20 protein-coding genes and 1 pseudogene are annotated in these 18,524 nt (G+C 60.6%); 3 read left to right on the forward strand and 18 right to left on the reverse strand.

The genetic code is table 11. From position 1 onward, the window contains the following. Positions 1-239: 239 nt before the first annotated feature. The 13 genes and pseudogenes from ACIPSK_RS08330 to oiaX form a co-directional block, all read right to left on the reverse strand. Positions 240-1,043 (reverse strand): annotated as a pseudogene (locus tag ACIPSK_RS08330) (protein-L-isoaspartate O-methyltransferase family protein). Between the two features lie 226 nt (positions 1,044-1,269). Then, entirely contained in the window at positions 1,270-1,779 is a 510-nt protein-coding gene (locus ACIPSK_RS08335) for an N-acetyltransferase family protein (protein ID WP_446532863.1), read from the reverse strand. A gap of 64 nt (positions 1,780-1,843) precedes the next feature. Further along, the gene (gene dhaL, locus ACIPSK_RS08340; protein ID WP_446532864.1) at positions 1,844-2,485 is read right to left on the reverse strand and encodes a dihydroxyacetone kinase subunit DhaL; all 642 of its coding nucleotides are present in this window, start codon (positions 2,483-2,485) and stop codon (positions 1,844-1,846) included. Between the two features lie 3 nt (positions 2,486-2,488). Next, positions 2,489-3,493 (reverse strand): dihydroxyacetone kinase subunit DhaK, encoded by a 1,005-nt coding sequence (locus ACIPSK_RS08345; protein WP_446532865.1) that lies wholly within the window; start codon positions 3,491-3,493, stop codon positions 2,489-2,491. 55 nt (positions 3,494-3,548) lie between these two features. Further along, positions 3,549-5,411, reverse strand: a complete 1,863-nt coding sequence (apnL, locus tag ACIPSK_RS08350; protein WP_446532866.1) for a D-apionate lactonase — start codon at positions 5,409-5,411, stop codon at positions 3,549-3,551. Then, positions 5,408-6,442, reverse strand: a complete 1,035-nt coding sequence (locus ACIPSK_RS08355) for a Gfo/Idh/MocA family protein (protein WP_446532867.1) — start codon at positions 6,440-6,442, stop codon at positions 5,408-5,410. Before ACIPSK_RS08355 ends, apnL begins: the two co-directional genes overlap by 4 nt. Before the next feature lies 1 nt (position 6,443). Then, complete coding sequence (locus ACIPSK_RS08360; protein ID WP_446532868.1) at positions 6,444-7,508, reverse strand: ABC transporter permease; 1,065 nt, start codon at positions 7,506-7,508, stop codon at positions 6,444-6,446. Further along, positions 7,505-9,055, reverse strand: a complete 1,551-nt coding sequence (locus tag ACIPSK_RS08365) for a sugar ABC transporter ATP-binding protein (RefSeq protein WP_446532869.1) — start codon at positions 9,053-9,055, stop codon at positions 7,505-7,507. The genes ACIPSK_RS08360 and ACIPSK_RS08365 overlap by 4 nt, the downstream gene beginning before the upstream one ends. Beyond that, entirely contained in the window at positions 9,052-9,696 is a 645-nt protein-coding gene (locus ACIPSK_RS08370; protein ID WP_446532870.1) for a DUF2291 family protein, read from the reverse strand. Before ACIPSK_RS08370 ends, ACIPSK_RS08365 begins: the two co-directional genes overlap by 4 nt. Positions 9,697-9,769: 73 nt before the next feature. Beyond that, positions 9,770-10,711 carry a D-ribose ABC transporter substrate-binding protein gene (locus ACIPSK_RS08375; protein WP_003550404.1) on the reverse strand — a complete coding sequence of 314 codons (942 nt, stop codon included), beginning with the start codon at positions 10,709-10,711 and terminating at the stop codon, positions 9,770-9,772. Between the two features lie 75 nt (positions 10,712-10,786). Beyond that, a complete protein-coding gene (locus ACIPSK_RS08380) occupies positions 10,787-11,614 on the reverse strand; it encodes a phosphogluconate dehydrogenase C-terminal domain-containing protein (RefSeq protein WP_446532871.1) in 828 nt (275 codons plus the stop codon). 110 nt (positions 11,615-11,724) lie between these two features. Continuing rightward, entirely contained in the window at positions 11,725-13,062 is a 1,338-nt protein-coding gene (locus tag ACIPSK_RS08385; RefSeq protein ID WP_446532910.1) for a four-carbon acid sugar kinase family protein, read from the reverse strand. 5 nt (positions 13,063-13,067) lie between these two features. Next, the gene (oiaX, locus tag ACIPSK_RS08390; protein WP_446532872.1) at positions 13,068-14,324 is read right to left on the reverse strand and encodes a 3-oxo-isoapionate-4-phosphate decarboxylase OiaX; all 1,257 of its coding nucleotides are present in this window, start codon (positions 14,322-14,324) and stop codon (positions 13,068-13,070) included. A 177-nt stretch (positions 14,325-14,501) separates the two neighbouring features. Here oiaX and ACIPSK_RS08395 point away from each other — a divergent pair, with 177 nt between their 5' ends. Further along, entirely contained in the window at positions 14,502-15,206 is a 705-nt protein-coding gene (locus ACIPSK_RS08395; RefSeq protein ID WP_162118915.1) for a transcriptional regulator NanR, read from the forward strand. Between the two features lie 207 nt (positions 15,207-15,413). Here ACIPSK_RS08395 and ACIPSK_RS08400 read toward each other — a convergent pair whose 3' ends face one another. The 4 genes from ACIPSK_RS08400 to ACIPSK_RS08415 all read right to left on the reverse strand — a co-directional run bounded on the left by ACIPSK_RS08400 (position 15,414) and on the right by ACIPSK_RS08415 (position 16,546). Further along, a complete protein-coding gene (locus ACIPSK_RS08400; protein ID WP_446532873.1) occupies positions 15,414-15,845 on the reverse strand; it encodes a type II toxin-antitoxin system MqsA family antitoxin in 432 nt (143 codons plus the stop codon). A 1-nt stretch (position 15,846) separates the two neighbouring features. After that, positions 15,847-16,065: a type II toxin-antitoxin system MqsR family toxin gene (locus tag ACIPSK_RS08405; protein ID WP_246709908.1), complete on the reverse strand. Its 219-nt coding sequence runs from the start codon at positions 16,063-16,065 to the stop codon at positions 15,847-15,849. Between the two features lie 111 nt (positions 16,066-16,176). Continuing rightward, positions 16,177-16,425: a poly-gamma-glutamate hydrolase family protein gene (locus tag ACIPSK_RS08410; protein ID WP_170281520.1), complete on the reverse strand. Its 249-nt coding sequence runs from the start codon at positions 16,423-16,425 to the stop codon at positions 16,177-16,179. After that, positions 16,355-16,546, reverse strand: a complete 192-nt coding sequence (locus ACIPSK_RS08415) for a poly-gamma-glutamate hydrolase family protein (protein WP_170255638.1) — start codon at positions 16,544-16,546, stop codon at positions 16,355-16,357. Before ACIPSK_RS08415 ends, ACIPSK_RS08410 begins: the two co-directional genes overlap by 71 nt. A gap of 144 nt (positions 16,547-16,690) precedes the next feature. Here ACIPSK_RS08415 and ACIPSK_RS08420 point away from each other — a divergent pair, with 144 nt between their 5' ends. Beyond that, entirely contained in the window at positions 16,691-17,011 is a 321-nt protein-coding gene (locus ACIPSK_RS08420; protein ID WP_017967783.1) for a hypothetical protein, read from the forward strand. 275 nt (positions 17,012-17,286) lie between these two features. Next, on the forward strand, positions 17,287-17,814 hold the full coding sequence (locus ACIPSK_RS08425; protein ID WP_017967784.1) for a sigma-70 family RNA polymerase sigma factor: 528 nt from the start codon (positions 17,287-17,289) through the stop codon (positions 17,812-17,814). A gap of 193 nt (positions 17,815-18,007) precedes the next feature. Here the strand turns inward: ACIPSK_RS08425 and ACIPSK_RS08430 are convergent, their stop codons facing one another. Further along, on the reverse strand, positions 18,008-18,148 hold the full coding sequence (locus ACIPSK_RS08430) for a hypothetical protein (protein WP_017967785.1): 141 nt from the start codon (positions 18,146-18,148) through the stop codon (positions 18,008-18,010). Between the last annotated feature and the right edge of the window lie 376 nt (positions 18,149-18,524).

The following is an 18,524-nucleotide window of genomic DNA, read 5'->3' on the forward strand; positions in this document are numbered from 1 at the left end:
CGGCACCCAGGGGCGTGTTCTCGCCCACGCCTTGCTCCGGATGTTTGAGCGTGGCGACGCCATCGTCGGTCGGAAGGCGAGCTAGCGGTCGAAAGGAGGATGGTGTCGAGGACGTCAAGCTCTTCGGTGCCGCGGCGCGCTATATTGCTCGGCTGAGGTGAGGCGGCCGACTTTCGCGAAGTCGGCGCGGATATTTAGGCGCCATCATAGCAAAGCGCCCATTGGTCGCCGATATGCCATCAGCGTCCTATCCGCGGCTCCGTCTTCCAGAGCAGCTCTTTGACGAACTCGATGCCGCCGCGGCTGAAGGCGGCGGTGAGCGCCTCGATCTCGTTATCTTCGATTGTTAATCCACCATTGGCGCAGACGAAATAAGCTGTGCCGATCCAGCGTGCTGCAAATCCACCCTCGCCGCGCTCAATACGAAGTGCAGCACCATGGGGTAGGTGACGGCCGCCTTTCGGCGGAGTGGCAGCACGAGACGCCCTCCAGGCCGAAGCCTTTCGATCCAGGGTTCCGCGGGCCGCGCGACGGCGAAATTCACATCGATCGCATTCATCTCTTCCAGCGGCCATTGGCTGCCGTCGGCGTTAATGACGCTGACATTGGCCCGATCGGCAAGCGCTGTTTGAGCGTGGGCAGCGAGATTGGGATCCATCTCGACGACATAGACATGACCGGAAGCGGGACAAGCTCCGAAAGAATAGCGCTGTAATAGCCGGTGCCGGCACCGATATGGGCGATGCGATCGCCGACTTCTATGTCCAGCTCTGCCAGAGTCGGGCGTGCAGTGAGAGGCTGCCATTGTTGACACCCTTGTCGGGCTTCCTGATAGGTCAGAACCAAGTCGGAGGAGGGGAGGGGCGATATCCATGGCCCACGTCGCAATTCCCCATCGCGGCGCACCGATGAATTTTTCGCGCGGGACGGTGGCGAAGGCAGCTTCGATCCACGGGCTCGTGGTTACGGTGGTTGCCACCATCTGATGGGCGTAAGCGCGGCGGATCACCGCGTTCGTCGGCTGTGAACAACGCAGTCGGCACGGCTAAATCTCCGGACTCGGCTATAATCAATCTCTTTTTCACGTCCCGGCGGCTTCCAAATCGCTCTTGGCATCCCGAACGCTTGATTCAGCGGAATGGAACCTGTGACGGAAGTTAAAAGTCATATCTCTTCCATTACGGAAAACCACGTTGCTATATCATGAGGTTAGGGTCACAAAGCTGGCGCGGTCCGGTCTTCGGATACCAGGCACTCCCACAAACACGTTTAGGTGCCCGGCATCTTGTGGTGCCCACCGCCCACTGTGAAACGCTTCTTGATCCTATCGACGGGCGCCCCGTTCTGAAGCGGAACCTGGATTAGCCGGTCATAGGTCTCGAAGCCCATCTTCGCGTAATACCTCAGACCGCTGACGTTGTCTGCGCGAATGGTCGCATTGATGAATTCGAGCCCGAATTCTTCCGCTGCCGCTCGGGTTGCGGGGAAGAGAGCGCTGCCGACGCCTGCGGTCCTTGGGTGCATACGGGCAAAAGTCGCGATGTCGGCGAAGCCTTTCGGCGGATCGCCGTATAAGCTCAGGGACTGAAAACCGACGAGCGACTGATCGTGCTCTGCAACATGGCAGGTCAGAGGAAACTCGCCATCGATGAACCAGTCCGCAAACTCGGCAGCCGAAAGCGGCGTCTCGAGTGCGGTTGTTCCGCCGGCAAGGATGATCTCGTTTAAAAGACTGCTCAGCTCCTCCGCGTCAGCAGAGACGGCCCTTCGAATATGCATGTCTTGACATCCTTGTTTCGGCTCGAGAGGCCCTGCTTCACTATCGTTTAGACGTGCCCTTCTATTAATCGACGGAACGAGTAAATTTTGTCATTGCCGCGATGATGATAGCGGCAGACGCAGCGCCGGGATCGATGTGTCCGATCACGCGGTCCCCCAATCGCGAAGCACGTCCCTTGGCCGCCGTCATGTTGCTGGTCGCTTGACAGCCTGCCCGCGCTGCCCGCTCCGCTGCCTCGAAGCATTGGGGGAGGGGCTTTCCCGACTGCCACGCTTCGAGTGCCGCGTCGGCCGCGGGTCTCCACGCGTCAACCATCGTCTTTTCACCGGGTTCGGCCTTTCCGCGTTCCTGGATTCCCTTTGCCATTGCCGCAAAGACGCGCAGGAAGTCATCATCGCTCAATGTCTGCTTGTCTTTGGCGGCGGCTCCGGCGCGCATGAAGGCCGTGGCATATAGCGGGCCTGACGAAGCGCCGACTGCATTCAGGAAAGCCTTTGCCGCGGCGTTGAACGCTGCTGTCGGGGCGATCCTGGCGTCAAGCTCGCCGACCGCTTTCGCCGCTGCCCGGCAGCCCGCATCCATGGCAAGGCCGTGATCCCCATCGCCAATGGCACCGTCCAGTTCGCAAAGATGATCTCGTTCCGCCGCGATATCCTCGGCAATCCCGGCAAACAAACGCTGCAGATCTTCGGTCGTAAACATCATCGATCACCTCGCAAACATCGCGCAATCACAGGGGTGATCGATCAATCGCTGAAGCTCATCGTCGAGATGCATGACCGTGATCGACGCGCCGGCCATTTCGAGCGAGGTGCAGTAATTCCCAACGAGCGACGTATGGAGGATAAGACCTGCGTCGTCGAGCCGGGACTTGACGCGCCGCATCATGATGTAGAGTTCCATCAACGGGGTCGAACCCAGCGAATTGACGAGTACCGCGACACGATCACCGCGGGCTGCCTTCATCTCCCGAAGAATACTGTCCATGAGTTCGTCGGTCACCGCGTCGGCGGGTTTCAGCGGCTCACGCGCCACGCCGGCCTCCCCATGAATGCCCATGCCGATCTCCATCTCGTCGTCGCCGATCAGGAAGTTCGGTTTCAAAGTCTGAGGCAGCGAACAGGGCGAGAGCGCCACACCCATCGTATAGGTCCGCGCGTTGGCATGGCGGGCAGCGCGCTCGACTTCATCGAAAGAGTAGAGAAGATCGCATGCCGCGCCGGCAGCCTTGAAGATGAAGACGTTTCCCGCCACGCCCCGACGTCTGTCCCGCTGATCGGCAGGGGCGGACGCTACATCATCCGTGGTGAGGACGGTGCGCACTTCGATCTCGTCAAGCGCAAGCATCTCGGCAGCCATGTCGAAGTTCATCACGTCGCCGGCATAATTGCCATACATGAACAGCACGCCGGCGCCGCCGTCGACCGCCATGGCGCAGGCGACGATCGGATCGGGCGGCGGCGAGGCGAAGACGTTGCCGATTGCGGCCGCGTCCGCCAGCCCCTTGCCGACAAACCCCAGAAACGTCGGTTCGTGCCCCGATCCGCCGCCGATGACCAAGCCGACCTTGCCCCTGCGGGGCCCGTTTCTGGCAATGATCGCGCGGGGCATCTTCTCCACGGCGTAAAGGTGGCGCGGATGCGCCGCCAGAACGCCTTGCAGCATCTCATCGACGGCATCTGCGCCGGCATTGATAAGCTTTTTCGTTTTCATGTTGATCATCCAAGTGCGAGCTCCGCCTGCATAAATGCGGTTGCAGCGCCGAAGGTCAATCCGCCAGCGGGAGGGCTGCGGTCGCAAACGGCGCGAGCAGCAACGCTTTGCCCGAATCCGCCGGCCGGCACGCGCCGCAATCGACCTTTCGTTCTTCGCCCGTCAGATTGACGACGTGAAGCCTGGCGCCCGCGGCATCCCGTGCAACGAAGGACAGGACCTCGGAGGGCGAGGAAGAGACGCATGCCTGCCAGGATGCGCCAGCCAATCGGGACAAAGTGTACACGGTGTTGAACAACGGCCGCCGTCCGCCTTGCTCGATCGGTTCCCCCGGACCGGCGATCAAACCGAACGGGCCTGATAAGGCCGAGAGCGTCAGGCATTCCAGATCGGCATCGAGCACCCGTATCGCGTAACCGAGCGCGAAGGCCTCCGCGAAGCGTCCATTGTGGCGTGGGTCGCGATCGGCCATGGGGATACGCGCGCCCGCCGGATTGTCCATCGTGCGGCTGCCATAGGGGTTCTGCCGCATCGGGATCGTCGATGGACCGATCCGGTAGGGCTTGTCGCCATAGATCGCACGCACCGACCGCGTGATGAAGGGCAGCGCTTCCAATGTCTGCATGACGCTGAGGTCGTCGGCCGCGTGCACGATCGGATTGGTGCAGTGGCTGACGAAGTCGAGCTGTCCATCGGGGACGCGCTTCCGGTTGAGTTCGGTGAAATAGCTCAGCATGCCGCCGCCGATGCGAATGCCGGGAAAGGCGGCGCGGGCAGCTGTATAGACCTGATCCAGGGGCGGGCATTCCGGCCATTTGCTGCCGGGCGGCGTCGATTGCCGGTCGACGGATGGCGAGATCATGATCGCATCGGGCCTGAATTCAGCAAGCCGCATCTGGCGGGCGATCTCGGCCGCCTCGCTTGACGGCGACGATTTGCAGGGAAGGGCGATCTCCAGCGTCGAGCGGCCGCGATGGGCCGCGGCGAGTAGGGCGAACTGCGCGAGCGCGTCGACGCCGTGCCCGGCACCGGGGTCGAAATGGAAGAGGAGTTCCTGGGGAGCGATCTCCGCCAGGACGGACTTTGCCGAGAGAGTCGCATCGGCCCCTTCGGGTGTAATGATCACGCCGATATCAGGCATGGTGCCGGTGCGGGCCCCGAGCTCGAGTTTTATGGCGCCGCCTGACGCCGCAGTTGGAGGATGCCGCGTGGCATCGCCCGCATCTTTGATGATCAGCGACGTCTTTTGCCGGACGTGTTGATTGGCGGCAATTCGGTAGGGCCAAGGGAGGGCGAGCGGCCTGACATATGTCTTGTAGGATGCGTCCGACCAGTTCCGTTGATCCTCCATCTCAAAGGTGTCGCCCTCCATCCGACATTCCGCCTGAACATCAGGCATAACCTCGTGGGTGATGGCCCGCATGTCCTTGAACGGCTGCCAGGGCTCGATGAGATCGGGAAATCGTGTTGCCACGGTCCGTCCGTCGACATGCTCGACCGTCGCCGGTGAACCCGCCAAGCCGACGATCGGATGCAGGATGCAGAAACCGCAGCGGTTGGTCACGAAGCCGGTTGGGGCGACGGCTTCGGCCTCGAAGTCAAGCCGATCCGGACTTCCGACGATGCGAACATCGATGATGAGCTTTGTATCATCCGGTCCCTCGCAGCGGGCGAGATAGGCGACCTCGAAACGATCGTCACGTTGCTCGATCCTGAAATCGGCGATCTCGGGACCGTAGGTCCCCCAGTCCCGGTCGCGAACGAGATAGGAAATCGCCCGCAGCACCTCGGTTCCATCGTAGCGGATCGTGCGGAGGTTACCGTTGGCGAGATCGGCTTCCAATTTTCCGGCTCTCAGGCGAACCGGCGGCGGATCAACGAGATGGGTGCCGTAGAGCTGGAACGCATCGATCGTCATCGCAGCATCGCTCCGACATCGATCGTCTGTCCCCTGGCCGCACTGTCATAGGCGGCCTCGACGAGCGCAAAAGTTTTCAGATTGTCCGCCCCTGACGTCGAATGTTCCGCGCCGCGCTTCAGCTGATCGACCCAATGCTGCTGGATCGCGTAGACGCTCTCCTGGATGTTGTGCCACGGCCGCGAGGCCCATGACAGCAGCTTCGGCGATACGTTAGTTGTGGTGGTGCCCTTGGCGGTGGTGACTTCGAGGCCGTAACCCTGGGTCAGGCGGATCGTGCCCTCAGAGCCGTCGAGCTCGATCAAGGTCTCGGGAAACGGCTCTCTGGAAAGCCTGGTGGCGTAGCTGACGTCGACGACCGACGTGGCGCCGTTTTCATGATCGAGCAGAATGGTCGCGACATCCTCGCCCTTGATCGTGGGATTGACCCGTTTGGTGCGGGCCGTGAGCCCTCGAACGTCGCCAAGGATATAGCGGGCGATATCGAGCGTATGGATGCCGAGGTCTTCGATGATGAACCGTTCGCCTTCCGCCAGATAGGGCTGGCCGGAAAAGACGTCGTAGGCCGAACGGAAGGAGAAGCGGCCCCAGAAGGGTGTGCCGATGACATCGGTCGCCAGCGCCTTGCGCACCGCCTGGATCGGCGTCTGCCAGCGAAAGTTCTCGTGCACCATCAGCGGTATGCCGGCATTGCGACACGCCTCGACCATCGCCTTCGCGTCCGACAAGGTCTTGGCGAATGGCTTCTGGCAGATGGCCGGCACCTTGTTCCGAGCCGCCATTTCGACGAGAAAGCGATGGCTTTGGACTGTTGTGGCAATGTCGACGAAATCAAAACCGCCATCGGCAAACATAGCCTCGGCATCGCCATAGCGGCGATCGATGCCGAACTGATCGCCGACGATCTTCAGCCGCTCGGGATCGCGATCGCAAATTGCGACGATGCCGGCGCCCCGAACGTCGTTCCAGGCATGCATCTGGTTGATCGCAAAGAAGCCGCAGCCGATCAAAGCCCCTTTCAATTCCGTCATCTCAACCTGCCTTTGCCATCGGCATCAGGGTAACGCGCTGCTGCAGGCGGCGCTGCGCCTGGTCGACTACGACGGCAATGATGATGACGAGGCCCTTGATGACCATCTGCCAGAAGGAGGAGACGCCCATCATCACCAATCCGTCGGAGAGGATGCCGATGACGAAGGCGCCGATGATCGTGCCGCCGATCGTGCCGCGGCCGCCCGACATCGAGGTGCCGCCGAGCACGGCTGCGGCAATTGCATTGAGTTCGAAGCTTTCGCCGGTCGCCGGATGGGCTGCCATCAGTTCGGAGGAGATGACGACGCCGACGATGGCTGCGCAAAGCCCGGAAAACATGTAGACGAAGATTTTCACGACATCGACCCGGATACCGGACATGCGCGCGGCTCGCTCATTGCCGCCGACGGCGAAGATATGACGGCCGATCGGCGTCGAACGGGCGACATAGGCGGCCAGCAGCGCCAGCACGATCAGAATCCAGATCGACACCGGCAGACCGAGAATGCGTCCCGCGCCAAAGAAATCGAAGCCGGTTGTCGCATATTCCGGCCGGCCGACAAGGTTTGGAAAGGTCTGCCCGTCCGACGACAGCAAAGCGAGACCGCGGGCGATGTAGAGGGTGCCGAGCGTGGCGATAAAGGGCGCGACGTTGAGCTTGGTGATCAAGAGACCGTTGATCAGCCCAATGAGCAGGCCGATCGACAAGGTGATCAGCACGATCTCGAAGAGGTTGAAAAAGATCGTGTAGCCGATCGGCAGTTCGATGCCGTAAAGGATCAGGCCGCCGGCGACCATGCCGCAAAGCCCGACGATCGATCCGACCGAGAGATCGATGCCGCCGGTGATGATGACGAAGGTCATGCCCATCGCCAGGAAGGCGTTTAGCGCCACATGTTTCGACATCAGGATCATGTTCGCCGTCGAGGTGAAGTTCGGGGCGAAGATCGCAAAAAAGATGATCACGGCAAATAACGCGATGAACGTCCTGAGCTTCATCAGTGTCAGAAGCGCCGAGCCGTTGGCGCCCTTCGGCGCAAGAGTGGTCGATGTAGCCGCCATCATGACGCGAGTTTCCCTTGATGTCCGTGTCCCTTGGCCGAAGCCGCGATGATGGCTTCTTCCGTCGCCTCGTTCCGGTCGAAGACGGCGACCAGTTGGCCGTTGCTCAAGACCGCGATGCGATCGGAAAGCGCCATGACCTCCTCGAGGTCGGAAGTCGAAAATAGAATGGCGAGCCCGTTTGCCGCCAGCCGCCGCATGGTTCGGAAGACATCGGCTTTGGCGCCGACATCGATGCCGCGGCTCGGCTCGTCCATCAGCAGCACCTTTGGATTGGTCATCAACGCCTTACCGATGACGACCTTCTGCTGATTGCCGCCGGACATTGAGGTCACCTCGAAATCCGGGTTCGGCGCCTTGATCGAAAGATCGCGGATTGCATCGCGAATAGCACTCTTCTCCGCACCCCTGTCGATATGAAAGAGCCGGGTGAAGCGGCCAAGGCTCGCCAGCGTCAGGTTGGAGGCGATCGAGAGCACCTGGACCAGACCTTCCCGCTGCCGGTCTTCCGGAATGAGCGCGAGGCCGCGGCGGATGCGCCGGGTGGTGTCGCGGGCACGAACCTGCTTACCGTCGATGTAGATCTTGCCGGTCGAGTGTGTGTGGCGACCGATCACGCATTCGAAGAATTCGCTACGCCCGGCGCCCATCAGGCCGTAGATGCCAAGGATTTCGCCTGCCTTGACCGACAGCGAGACGTCGTTGACCGAAAGCCCACCCGTCGGCCGCGGCAGACTGATATTTTCGGCGCGAAACATCTCGGCTCCGACGACGTGGTCCACGGATTTTGCAAAATCCTTGGCATCCGAGCCGATCATCGAGCGCACGATCCAGCGCGTGTCGATGTCGCGGACCATTGCTTCCCCGGTGACCTGACCGTCACGCAGCACGGTGATGTAGTCACCGATGCGCATCAGCTCTTCGAGCCGGTGGGAGATATAGACGATTGCCACACCCTGTGCCTTCAGCTCGGCGATCACCTTGAACAGGATCTCGACTTCGGCTGCCGAAAGCGCCGACGTCGGCTCATCCATGATGAGGATACGGGCATTCAACGACATTGCCTTGGCGATCTCGACGATCTGCTGCTGGCCAATCGGCAAATCCTCGACCATCGTATCCGCTTCAATCCCGGCATCCAGACGCTTCAAAAACGCATTGGCCTTTTGCACCTGCGCCTTGTGGTCGATGCCGAGGAGGCCGCGGGTGATTTCGCGCCTGGCGAAGATGTTCTCGGCGACCGACATGTTGGCGAACAGATTGAGCTCCTGGAAGATCATTCCGATGCCGCGCGCCTGCGCATCGGCCGGGCTGTCGAAGGAGACAGGCTTGCCGTCCAGGATGATACGGCCGAGCGTCGGACGCTCGACACCGGCGATGATCTTCATCAGCGTCGACTTGCCGGCGCCGTTTTCGCCGACGAGGACGTTCACCGCGCCACGCCGCAGTTCGAGATTGGCGCGCTTGACGGCGACGATACCCGAATAGACCTTCGACACCTCGTCGAGGCGCAGGATGATGTCGTCTTTTTGTGCTTCTCCTGTGGTCATGAGCCGACCTTCAGTTCCGAAGGCGTTATGAGCGGAAGCTCGCCGCTTTTCGGCAGCGGAAAGGCGCCGACTGCGGTCACCGTCTTGCCGACCAGACCTTCGCGCGGGACGGCAGAGAGAAAAGCCGTATTGGCCTTCTCGTTGAAGGCTTTGCCGAACTGCGCCCACTCGATCTGGTTCTTGAATTCGTTGAAATTGACGAACTCCAGCGTGTCGCGCAGCGCCGTGCCGCGCAGCGCCGGCCCGATCTGGACCTTGGCGTTGGCCTTGCCGTCGCCATCGGCGTCGACATCGAGTGTTGCTGCGCGCGAGGCCGTATCGGCCGCGACGACCTTGCCGGTGATCTTGACGGCGTAGGTCCACGGCGAGCTGCTCTGCTTGCGGGGATTGCCGTATTTCTCGCCTGCAGCGTCAGGGTTGGAGGCGGCAAGTTGCATGACGTCCTTGAGGTCGCCGGCGCGCTTTTCGAAATAGGGCACTGCCTCGGACTGCCAGATCGCCTCGACCTTTGCATTCGGATCGAAGGCGGTCTTGGCCGCTGCCGCCGCCTTTTCCTCAGCCGTCGGCGTCTTGATGATCTTGCAGCCGGGCAAGGCGGCCGCCACGACGGCAGCGAGCAGGGCGCCCTTCATTCTCAACATGCTTTAAACCTCGACGTCTTGCAAAATGCATTGCGGAGGGCGCAGAGCTGCGCCCTCCGCAATTCGCGGCTGATCAGTTCGTCAGGGCGAAGGTTTCGAGCTTGCCGGCATTGTCGGCGTTGATGAGAACGCAATCCATCAGCTGCTTCTCTTCCTTTGGCGTCGTCTTGTTCTTGATGTAGGCATCGGCCTGTTCCACTGCCAACTGAGCCTGCGCATAGGCGGGCTGCAAGACCGTTGCCTTGATGCCGCCCGACTTGATGGAGTCGCGCACGTCGTTGGAACCATCGAAGCCGACGACGATCACATCCTTGCGGCCGGCCGCCTGCAGCGCAGCGATCGCACCCATCGCCATGGTGTCGTTCCCCGAAATGACGCCCTTGATGTCGGGATTTGCCTGGAGGATGGTCTCCATCTTGGAATAGGCTTCCGTCTGGCTCCAATTGGCCGACTGCTTGGCGACGGACTTCAGGTCTGGATAGTCGTCGATGACGTCGTGGTAGCCTTGCGAGCGGATGCCGGCATTGGTGTCGGACTCTTTGCCCACCAACTCGACGTAATTGCCCTTCTCGCCCATCAGCTTGACGAATTCCTGCGCTCCGAGCTGGGCGCCCTGATAGTTGTTCGAGACGATCTGGGCGACGGCAACGCCCGTCGCGTTAATTTCGCGGTCGATCAGGAAGGAGGGGATGCCTGCATCCTTCGCCTTTTTGACGGCCGCAACGGAGGCGTCGGCTCCGGCATTGTCGAGAATGATCGCCTTGGCGCCGCGCCCGATCGCAGTGTCGATCATTTCGGACTGCTTGTTGGCGTCGTCATCATGCGTCATGAGCAGCGTCTCGTAGCCGAGCTCCTTCGCCTTGGCTTCGGCGCCGACGGCTTCGGCCTTGAAGAAAGGATTGTCATGCGCCGGCGTAATGATGGCGATGAGATCGGCCGAAAAGGCCGGAAGAGCCGTCCCAAGCGCCAGTGCGCCGGCAAAAGCTGCAAGTGTTAGTCTGCGCGTCAGTTTCATTATTTCCTCCCTGTTGTGAATGAAGCCCCTTCTCCCTGGGGCGGTTGAGGGGAGGGCTTGCCTCCCCAAGCCGGTTCAGGTGATGCGCCGAATGCTCTCGGCGATCTCCTGCGGTTCGAATACCTTTTTCCAGTCGTCGCGCATCAGCGCCGGGATCCCGAACTCGATCGCCTTGTTGCAGGCATCCGAGAACACGCCGTCGACTTCCTTGAAGATCACCGCGCCAAGCACGTTCATATGGCCGAGCAGGAAGTCGCGGGCGGCCTGTTCAGGGACGCCGCGTGCCACGCATTCGTCCATGGCCTGCCGCATGACGACGAGCAGTGAGGCACAAACGGTTTCCGACAAGCCCGGTTCGAGCATGGCAAGCTGGTCGACCGTGACCCGGTGCGAGCGCATGACCGGGGCCCAGATCAGCTTTGCGATTTCCTCGCCGAGCGCGTAGGCGCTTTCCGGGCCTTGCATCAGCGCCGAAACGATATGCTGCTTGGCGAACAGGCCGCCGAAGTGGTCCTTTTTCGCCTGCATGTCCGTCTCGTCGTTGAAGATCGGCGGATGGCAAGGATGGGTGACGAAATAGGTAAGATCGTCACGCTTCGGCAGGTGGCCGGCAAAGGGAGCCGCAGCGTCCAGCGCGATCACCATGGTGCCTGATGCGAGCTTGTCGACGATGCCTGCAGCGACTTTGCCGATCACCGTGTCCGGCACGGCAAGGATCACCACGTCGGCGCCGTCGAGCCCGACATCGACGGGTACGCAATCGACACCGAGATCATTCTTCAAACGGGCCTTGCCTGCGTCGCTCACCTCGACATGGCGGACCTCGAAACGCGAGCCTTTGAGATTTTTGGCCAGCCGGTATCCCATTTTTCCGCCTGCGCCGAAGAGGGCAATCTTAGTCATGTTTCCTCACCTTTTCCGTTTCTCGATAGGATCACACACTGGTATGATGAGTCAATCACCATATCACCTGATCCGAGCTTTTTTCTGCGCCAAGCCGGATCGGGAAACCATCAAGGTTTCCTTCCATCGCGGATCTGCGTGAAATAGCCGTCAGTCCCGACCTGACCGCCTTTGAGGGCGATCTGCAGGCCGTTGGTCGGCTGGTAGTCGCCATGCGCAAGACAAAGGGGAGAACCCGGGGTCTGGGGCAGCGGCAGAAGCGTCGTCAGCGCGTCGATCTTCAACTGCCTGAGTGCGTGACTTGATGTGTCGCCGCCGGCGACGACGGCGCGCGAAAGCCCTTCGTTCTCGGCCAGGCGGCGCAAGATCGTGCCGAGCGCGCCACCGAGCCGGTGGCGAGCCCCCGGAATTCTGTCGATGTCGGCGCCGCGATCGGCAGATGGACCAAGCGCGGTGTAGAGAATGACGCTCTTGCCTTGTCTGAGCTGCTGGGTTCCAGCCTCCACCGCAGCATTTACCGCGGCTTCGCCATGCTCCGAGACCAGTGCAAGTGGATCGAGCGCGATGCTCTCGAAGCCGTTCTCGACAGCCGTCCGGATCTGGCGCTCGGTCGTCGGCGATACGCTGCCCGACACGACGGCGAGGCGGTCGACAGGGCCGATATCAGGAAACTCGGCGCTGCTTTCGCCGATGAAGCCGCTCCGCCGCCATGCGCTGAACAGGGCATATTCGACCCCCGAGGAGCCGGCGACGAAGCTTCCCGAACGGCCGGCGGCACGAAGCAGTTGTCGGCCCGCGGCCTCCTGCGTCGCCTCGGAATCGACGTCGATGAGCAGTATCCCCTCCGAACCCGACGTCAGCCCGTCGATACGCGCATCGGCATCCTTCGCCGCGATGGCGACGAGATCGGCGAGCATGACGGGAAGGCGGGTCTGCTTCGACAGGTGCACCGCAAGGTCCGCCTCGTCCATCGGTGTGACTGGATGGCGGCTCATGACGGGATGGCGGTCGATGCGAAAGATCCGGCCCTGGTAAGCGGCAAAGAGGTTGCCGAATGCCGTGTAGCGTTTCAGTTGCGGCGCGCCGACGATGACGGGCACGACGGATTGGCCGAAGACCGATCGGCCGATTTCGATCGCCTTGCCGATATTGCCGATTTCGGGGCTGGAATCGAAGGTCGAGCAGACCTTGTAGTGGCAGATGTCAGCGCCGAGCGAATTCAGCCACTCGAAAGCGCGCGCAAGGTGCTCTTGCATCCATAAGGGGGTCTCACTGCGGCTTGTCCCGGCAATGCCGATTGCACGGCAATCTCCAAAGCGCGCGAGCAGTTCCGGCGTCGGAATGTCGAGGAAGAGCACGGTCGACACGCCGTTCGAGGCCAGGGCCTCCATCACGTCGGTGGAGCCGGTAAAGTCGTCCCCGTAATAGCTGACGAGAGGTCCATGCATCGCGGTCACGCGCCCTTGCCGTCGCTGAATTTTGCAATCGAGGCAGCGAGCTCCGGATGATCTTTTGCATAGACCTCCAACGGGATATCTGCGACTGCTGCCTGCCAGGCCTGTTGCACGGCCCGAACGCCGGCCGCCGGTCCGTCGGGGTGGCTGACGATGCCGCCGCCGCAGAGATAGAGAAGATCGACGGTGCGACCGGTCCGTTGATAGGTCTCCGGCGCCTGTCCACCCCACTGGCCTGAACCGGCAACCGGAAGCGGGCAATCGGAGGCGTCAAAGAGCGGCGTGCTGACGGCCTTGAAGGACGAGACGAAACTGTCGTCCGGTTCCCAATACTTGACCCTGATGCCGTTGATCTGGAACTGGTCGACGCCCAGCAGCCGCCAGAATTGCTGGTAGACCTTGAAATCCATGCCGGCGCCCGGATCGCGCGTCAGCACATCCCAGCCGTTTCGATGCGCGTGCAGCACCAGGTTGGAGCGCTTGCGCAGAAAGCTCATGCCGCCGAAGCCGATCGAGTTGATGTTGACGACGGCGCAGTTGCCGCCGGCCCTGGCGACGATGTCGTGGTTGCGCATCATCTCGTCAGGGTCTGTATGCGAGATGCCGAAGGCATACATCACCTTCTTGCCGGTCTTCTGCTCGTGATCGAGTATGCGCGGCATGATCGCCTGAACGCGGTCCTTGAGCGGCGAATAGGCCGGGCTCATTAGTTTTTCGTCATCTTTGATGAAGTCGACGCCGGATGAGATCAGCTCGCCGACGAGTTCTGCCGTCTCATGTGGTCTGAGGCCAAGCGCCGGTTTGACGATCGTTCCGATGATGGGGCGACCTTCGACGCCGGTGAGCCGACGGCTCCCAGGGATACCGAACTGCGGTCCGGGATGCGCACTTTTGAACGCGTCGGGCAGCGTCATGTCGACGATGCGGATGCCGGTCATGCCCTTGATAGAATAGACGCCGCCGATCGCAATGGTCATCAATGCCGAAAGGTCGGTGCCGATCGCGTCCAGCGGAAAGGCGATGTCGACATCGGCACGACGAAGCAGCGTGCCCGGGACGACCTCGGGCCAGGTCGGATGACGCGTATCTTCGAGGGGGCGGATCGCCAGCACGCGGGCGGCGACACGCGACTTCAGCTCTTCTGTTTCACCGGGAACCGGCACGAAGGTGCCGGTCGACTGGTCGCTCGCGATCTTTTCCGCCATCGCCTCGACGCTGCCGGGCGTTTCGATACGGTAGGTCAGGGTAATCATCATGAAACGGACGGTTGCTCCTCTCGCCCTGGAGATTGCCATGGCGTCAACTCATGATCTGGTATAATGAGTATTCCAAGTGATGAAAAGTGGAATCTTCGGATCCGCAATTTTCGCCGACAGCTTTGTTCTCGACCCGGAAAACTGTTAGGAGGAGACATTTTGAGCCAGCGAGATGTGATGACCCAGCCCCTCGAACAAATCGTCCGCCGGAAACTCTCTGACGAAGTGTTTGATCGACTTGAGCGAATGATCACCTCGGGCGAGCTTCAGCCCGGCGACGAAATGCCCTCCGAGCGTGTGCTGATGGAACGCTTCGGTGTCGGTCGGCCGGCAATCAGGGAGGCCATGCAGTCCCTTGCCAACAAAGGTCTTGTCAGCATTTCGCATGGCGAACGTGCGAAGGTCCTCAGGCTGACGGCAAGATCGATATTCCGCCAGGTCGATCTCACTGCCAAGATCATGCTGTCGCAATCGTCGGACTCGTTGGAATATCTGAAGAGTGCGCGCATCTTCTTTGAGCGGGGCATGGCGCGCGAGGCCGCGCAGCGCGCCTCGGCAAGTGATATCGCCGATCTCAGGAACATCATCGAACGCCAGCGAATGTCGCTTGGGCGCGCTGAAGAGTTCATCGACGCGGACATGGAATTCCACACCCGCATCGCGCAGATATCGGGCAACCCGATCTACGTTGCCGTCAGCGAAGCAATGCTTGCCTGGCTGAAGGAATATCATACCGAGATGCTGATCTGGACCGGCAAGGAAAAATTCACGCTCGCCGAACACGACGAAATCGTCGACCGCCTTGAAGCAAACGACGTGGATGGCTCGGAAACGGCACTCCTCAAGCATCTCGAGCGGTCGCGAGCGCTTTACGCGAAGTAGTCGCTATTCCCTTGACCCCCGTCGGAACCATCCCTGGCGTCATGGGGCCCTTGGACATGAGAGACTCCATTCATGCGGTCGTGGTAAAGCCGACGAAGACGGCTTCGCGCTGGACGCCGATCGAAGGTCTCGATGACGCCGGCGCGAAAGCAGCCTGATTGACAGTATGCAACAGGCTGACCGCTTCGAATGGCGCGGCGGCCGTTTTCATGTCGCCGGCTGGCGCAGTTCCTCGATCATCTCGGGGTGGCGATCGAGGAGACGCAGCAACTGGCTCGTCGGGCCACTCGGCTCCATCAGTCCCCGTTCATATTTGTCGAAGGCGTTTTCGCCGACTTTGAGCAGACCGCCGGCTTCGCGCTGGGAGAGTTTCAGCTTCCGCCGGATCCTCTGGATCGTCGATGGCGATGGAACGCCGTCGATCTCTTCCTTCAGCGCCCGGAGTGCAAGATCGGTCGCGGCCATGTCGTTACCGACATGAACTCCCTCGTCGCCGCTCTCCCGATAGTAGCCCGGCAGCTCGACCGTGATGCTTTTGCCCTTGTAGGTCACGACGAACGGCCGGACGTCGCGATGCAGTGTCTCCCCAGTTTCGGGAGAGACCATCGTCTCCGGATATATCCTTTCCGCAACTGCCATCTCATTTCTCCTTGAACGACATGAGCGTGAACTCTGTCACCACGTCCGCCTGAAACTTCACGTAAAGCACCATTCCCTGTGCCGAGACATGATAGACGTCCTGCCAGACTCGATGATCGGCGAAGGTCGTCATCGACTTGTAGAACATCCGCCTGTTCATCCCATGGATGGTATCGGCAATGCCATTGCGGTCGAAGCCCAGTGCTACTGCATCGGGCAAATTTGGAGCTGGGCGCCTTTGCGGCTCTTGCAGCGGTTGCAGAAATTGTTGCGGGCGCCGCCCGCCAGACTCTGCCGGGTCGCCCGGCCACGGCGGCGAATCCGGCACCGATCAGCGCGGCGATGATCCGGTCACGTGTTGCAAATTGAGGCCACCGAACCAGGCGTCATCGGCGTCGGCGTCATCTGCTCGCCCATGCACGCCCAACACAGTTTTGCAGGCCTCGACCAGCGCGAGCGCCCGCGGTTCGTCGAACCGATCCGAGATGACGTGCAACTCGCGATGATGTTCAGCCGGACTCAGCCTTCGAATGAATAAAAGCGAAAAATCCTCGCCGTCGATGGCTGACGGCGATTTCAGACGTGTGCGGTTCTATATGGCTGCCGTGCGGAGCGACGATGGCAACGGAAGTACGGTACGATCCGAAAGTCGACGCCCTCCTGTTCGGAGGCGGATAGCGCCTCGAGGCTTTCGTACCGATCCTTGTCCGTCAGTTTCTCATGCACCCCCGCGCGCGATGGCTGTGGGCACGGTAGTGCATTTTGTCGGCTGCAGCCGGAACAATGATCTAAGAACGTGGTTCTGAGTGGGTCAAGCATGCAAGGATCCCAAGGAGGACATTACAATGCGTATGAAACTCGTAGCAGCGTCACTATTGGCTCTCGGCATGGCCACATCCGCCTTCGCCCAATCGAATCCGGCCCCCGCAGGTGCCACCATCGACAAGAACCAAGCCGACCAGGGTGGCGGCGCAGCCAGCGACACGAAGACCAAGAAGCCGATGGCAACGGATACCACCACAACGGGTTCCACGACCAGCGGCACAATGAAGATGGACAAGACCAAGTGCCCCAATCCGGTCAACAACTCTGCTAAGCTTCAAACACAGGGCGGTACGAGCAACGCCACCCCGATGGATGAAGCCTGCGCGGCTCACAACAATTGATCGGCTCCTTCACGAAAACTCCGCCTCGTGAACCTGACCCCCGAAAGTTGGCAACCCAACCTCGGGGGTTTTGCATGGGCAAACTTCAGTAAGCGGTCCAATCGGGCAGGACCGCTGGCGGCACGACGGCTTGAGGCCGCTTGATCTCCTTTTGCGATGACGTGATTCACCAACGCGAAACGGGGCGACCGGGTCAAATGACGTGTTTGTCTGATATCGTACGGCAACGATTAGGACGTCCAGAACTTTTCCCTCTCATCCGGAGAGAGAGAAAAATGGCGTCAGTATCTTCCATACATTCTGCGTCGGACGACAAAAATAAGTCCGCAATCGAGCTAGAAATCGTTGCACTGACGCCGGCATTGCGCGTCTTTGCCCGAAGGTTCCTGCGCAGCAACGACGATATCGACGATCTTGTGCAGGAAACCTTGTTGAAGGCATTGAACTCGCTTCATCTCTACCGCCCCGGCACCTCCTTGAAATCCTGGCTTTTCACCATCCTTCGAAACACGTTCTGCACCAATTATCGCAAACAGAAACGCGAACCGACGGGAATTGACGTGATGGTAGAACGGATTGCGAGCGCGCCGACCCAGGAATGGGCGCTGCGGGAACACGAACTGCAGCAGGCACTCACACTTCTTTCCGACGACAGGCGCCGCGCCCTGACACTGGTGGCTGCCGGTAACAGCTACGAGGAAGCCGCGAGAATGTGTGGGTGCCGGATCGGCACGCTGAAAAGCCGCGTCAGCCGCGCCCGCGAGTCCCTGCAGTTGATGCTCGGAAACCATCTTCGCGACTGATCATCGGCCTGTTCTTTTGATCGTGCTGTTCTTGGAGACGATCAGAAGCTCCGGCTATAACAGGATGATTTTAGGCCGGTTCGGCTAAGTCTGAATCCTCTTCGACATTGTGTGGTTCGAGCATGATGTCGTCCGAAAAACGCTCACGGTTTTCGGGATCATGCTCTAGTGGAACGCCGGATCGCCAGTCCGATCAAACGCCCCCGTATTCCCGTTCCGGAATGACGTAGCTCCCAGTAGCGATCTCCTCCAGCCTTTCTCGGTCGAGAATCCTGACGTTGGCGCGGGTCGACCTAATCGCTCTCATTCCTTCGATGACATGCAGTCCTGCCATGCCCTCATATCCGGCATGTCCGACCTCGCTTCGTCTTCGACGTTCGTCGCCACCATCGATACCAGACCGCTTTCGACCAATCAGGCATGCTCGTTCGGCTGGTCGGACTCGACCAGCACATGTCTCAATGGCAGCTCGACGGTCTGGCATCGGCGGCCGGCGGTTCAAAGGCCTCGGTGGGCAAACCTTCAATAGCAAGTTATGAACAATACCCTGATCCGGTGCGGCAAGGCCACTTTCCAGCGGGAGGGAGCCTGCGCTCATACCGGCATCTTTGTGATCTCGGTAATAACAGCTTGCGCCTTAAGACAGCAGCCATATCCATATTTGGCCTTTGAGCAGTTTTGGCAAAGCTTTCGGGCTGCCGGGAACCCTG

It is taken from the genome of Rhizobium sp. LARHSG275, assembly GCF_052871115.1.

Coding starts and splice junctions, on each gene's coding strand:
- oiaX (WP_446532872.1), bottom strand. CDS start 14,324: ATGATGATTACCCTGACCTACCGTATCGAAACGCCCGGCAGCGTCGAG.
- ACIPSK_RS08400 (WP_446532873.1), bottom strand. CDS start 15,845: ATGGCAGTTGCGGAAAGGATATATCCGGAGACGATGGTCTCTCCCGAA.
- ACIPSK_RS08425 (WP_017967784.1), top strand. CDS start 17,287: ATGGCGTCAGTATCTTCCATACATTCTGCGTCGGACGACAAAAATAAG.
- ACIPSK_RS08335 (WP_446532863.1), bottom strand. CDS start 1,779: ATGCATATTCGAAGGGCCGTCTCTGCTGACGCGGAGGAGCTGAGCAGT.
- ACIPSK_RS08360 (WP_446532868.1), bottom strand. CDS start 7,508: ATGATGGCGGCTACATCGACCACTCTTGCGCCGAAGGGCGCCAACGGC.
- dhaL (WP_446532864.1), bottom strand. CDS start 2,485: ATGATGTTTACGACCGAAGATCTGCAGCGTTTGTTTGCCGGGATTGCC.
- ACIPSK_RS08395 (WP_162118915.1), top strand. CDS start 14,502: ATGACCCAGCCCCTCGAACAAATCGTCCGCCGGAAACTCTCTGACGAA.
- ACIPSK_RS08420 (WP_017967783.1), top strand. CDS start 16,691: ATGCGTATGAAACTCGTAGCAGCGTCACTATTGGCTCTCGGCATGGCC.
- ACIPSK_RS08380 (WP_446532871.1), bottom strand. CDS start 11,614: ATGACTAAGATTGCCCTCTTCGGCGCAGGCGGAAAAATGGGATACCGG.
- ACIPSK_RS08430 (WP_017967785.1), bottom strand. CDS start 18,148: ATGGCAGGACTGCATGTCATCGAAGGAATGAGAGCGATTAGGTCGACC.
- ACIPSK_RS08345 (WP_446532865.1), bottom strand. CDS start 3,493: ATGAAAACGAAAAAGCTTATCAATGCCGGCGCAGATGCCGTCGATGAG.
- ACIPSK_RS08355 (WP_446532867.1), bottom strand. CDS start 6,442: ATGACGGAATTGAAAGGGGCTTTGATCGGCTGCGGCTTCTTTGCGATC.
- ACIPSK_RS08365 (WP_446532869.1), bottom strand. CDS start 9,055: ATGACCACAGGAGAAGCACAAAAAGACGACATCATCCTGCGCCTCGAC.
- apnL (WP_446532866.1), bottom strand. CDS start 5,411: ATGACGATCGATGCGTTCCAGCTCTACGGCACCCATCTCGTTGATCCG.
- ACIPSK_RS08385 (WP_446532910.1), bottom strand. CDS start 13,062: ATGCATGGACCTCTCGTCAGCTATTACGGGGACGACTTTACCGGCTCC.
- ACIPSK_RS08370 (WP_446532870.1), bottom strand. CDS start 9,696: ATGTTGAGAATGAAGGGCGCCCTGCTCGCTGCCGTCGTGGCGGCCGCC.
- ACIPSK_RS08375 (WP_003550404.1), bottom strand. CDS start 10,711: ATGAAACTGACGCGCAGACTAACACTTGCAGCTTTTGCCGGCGCACTG.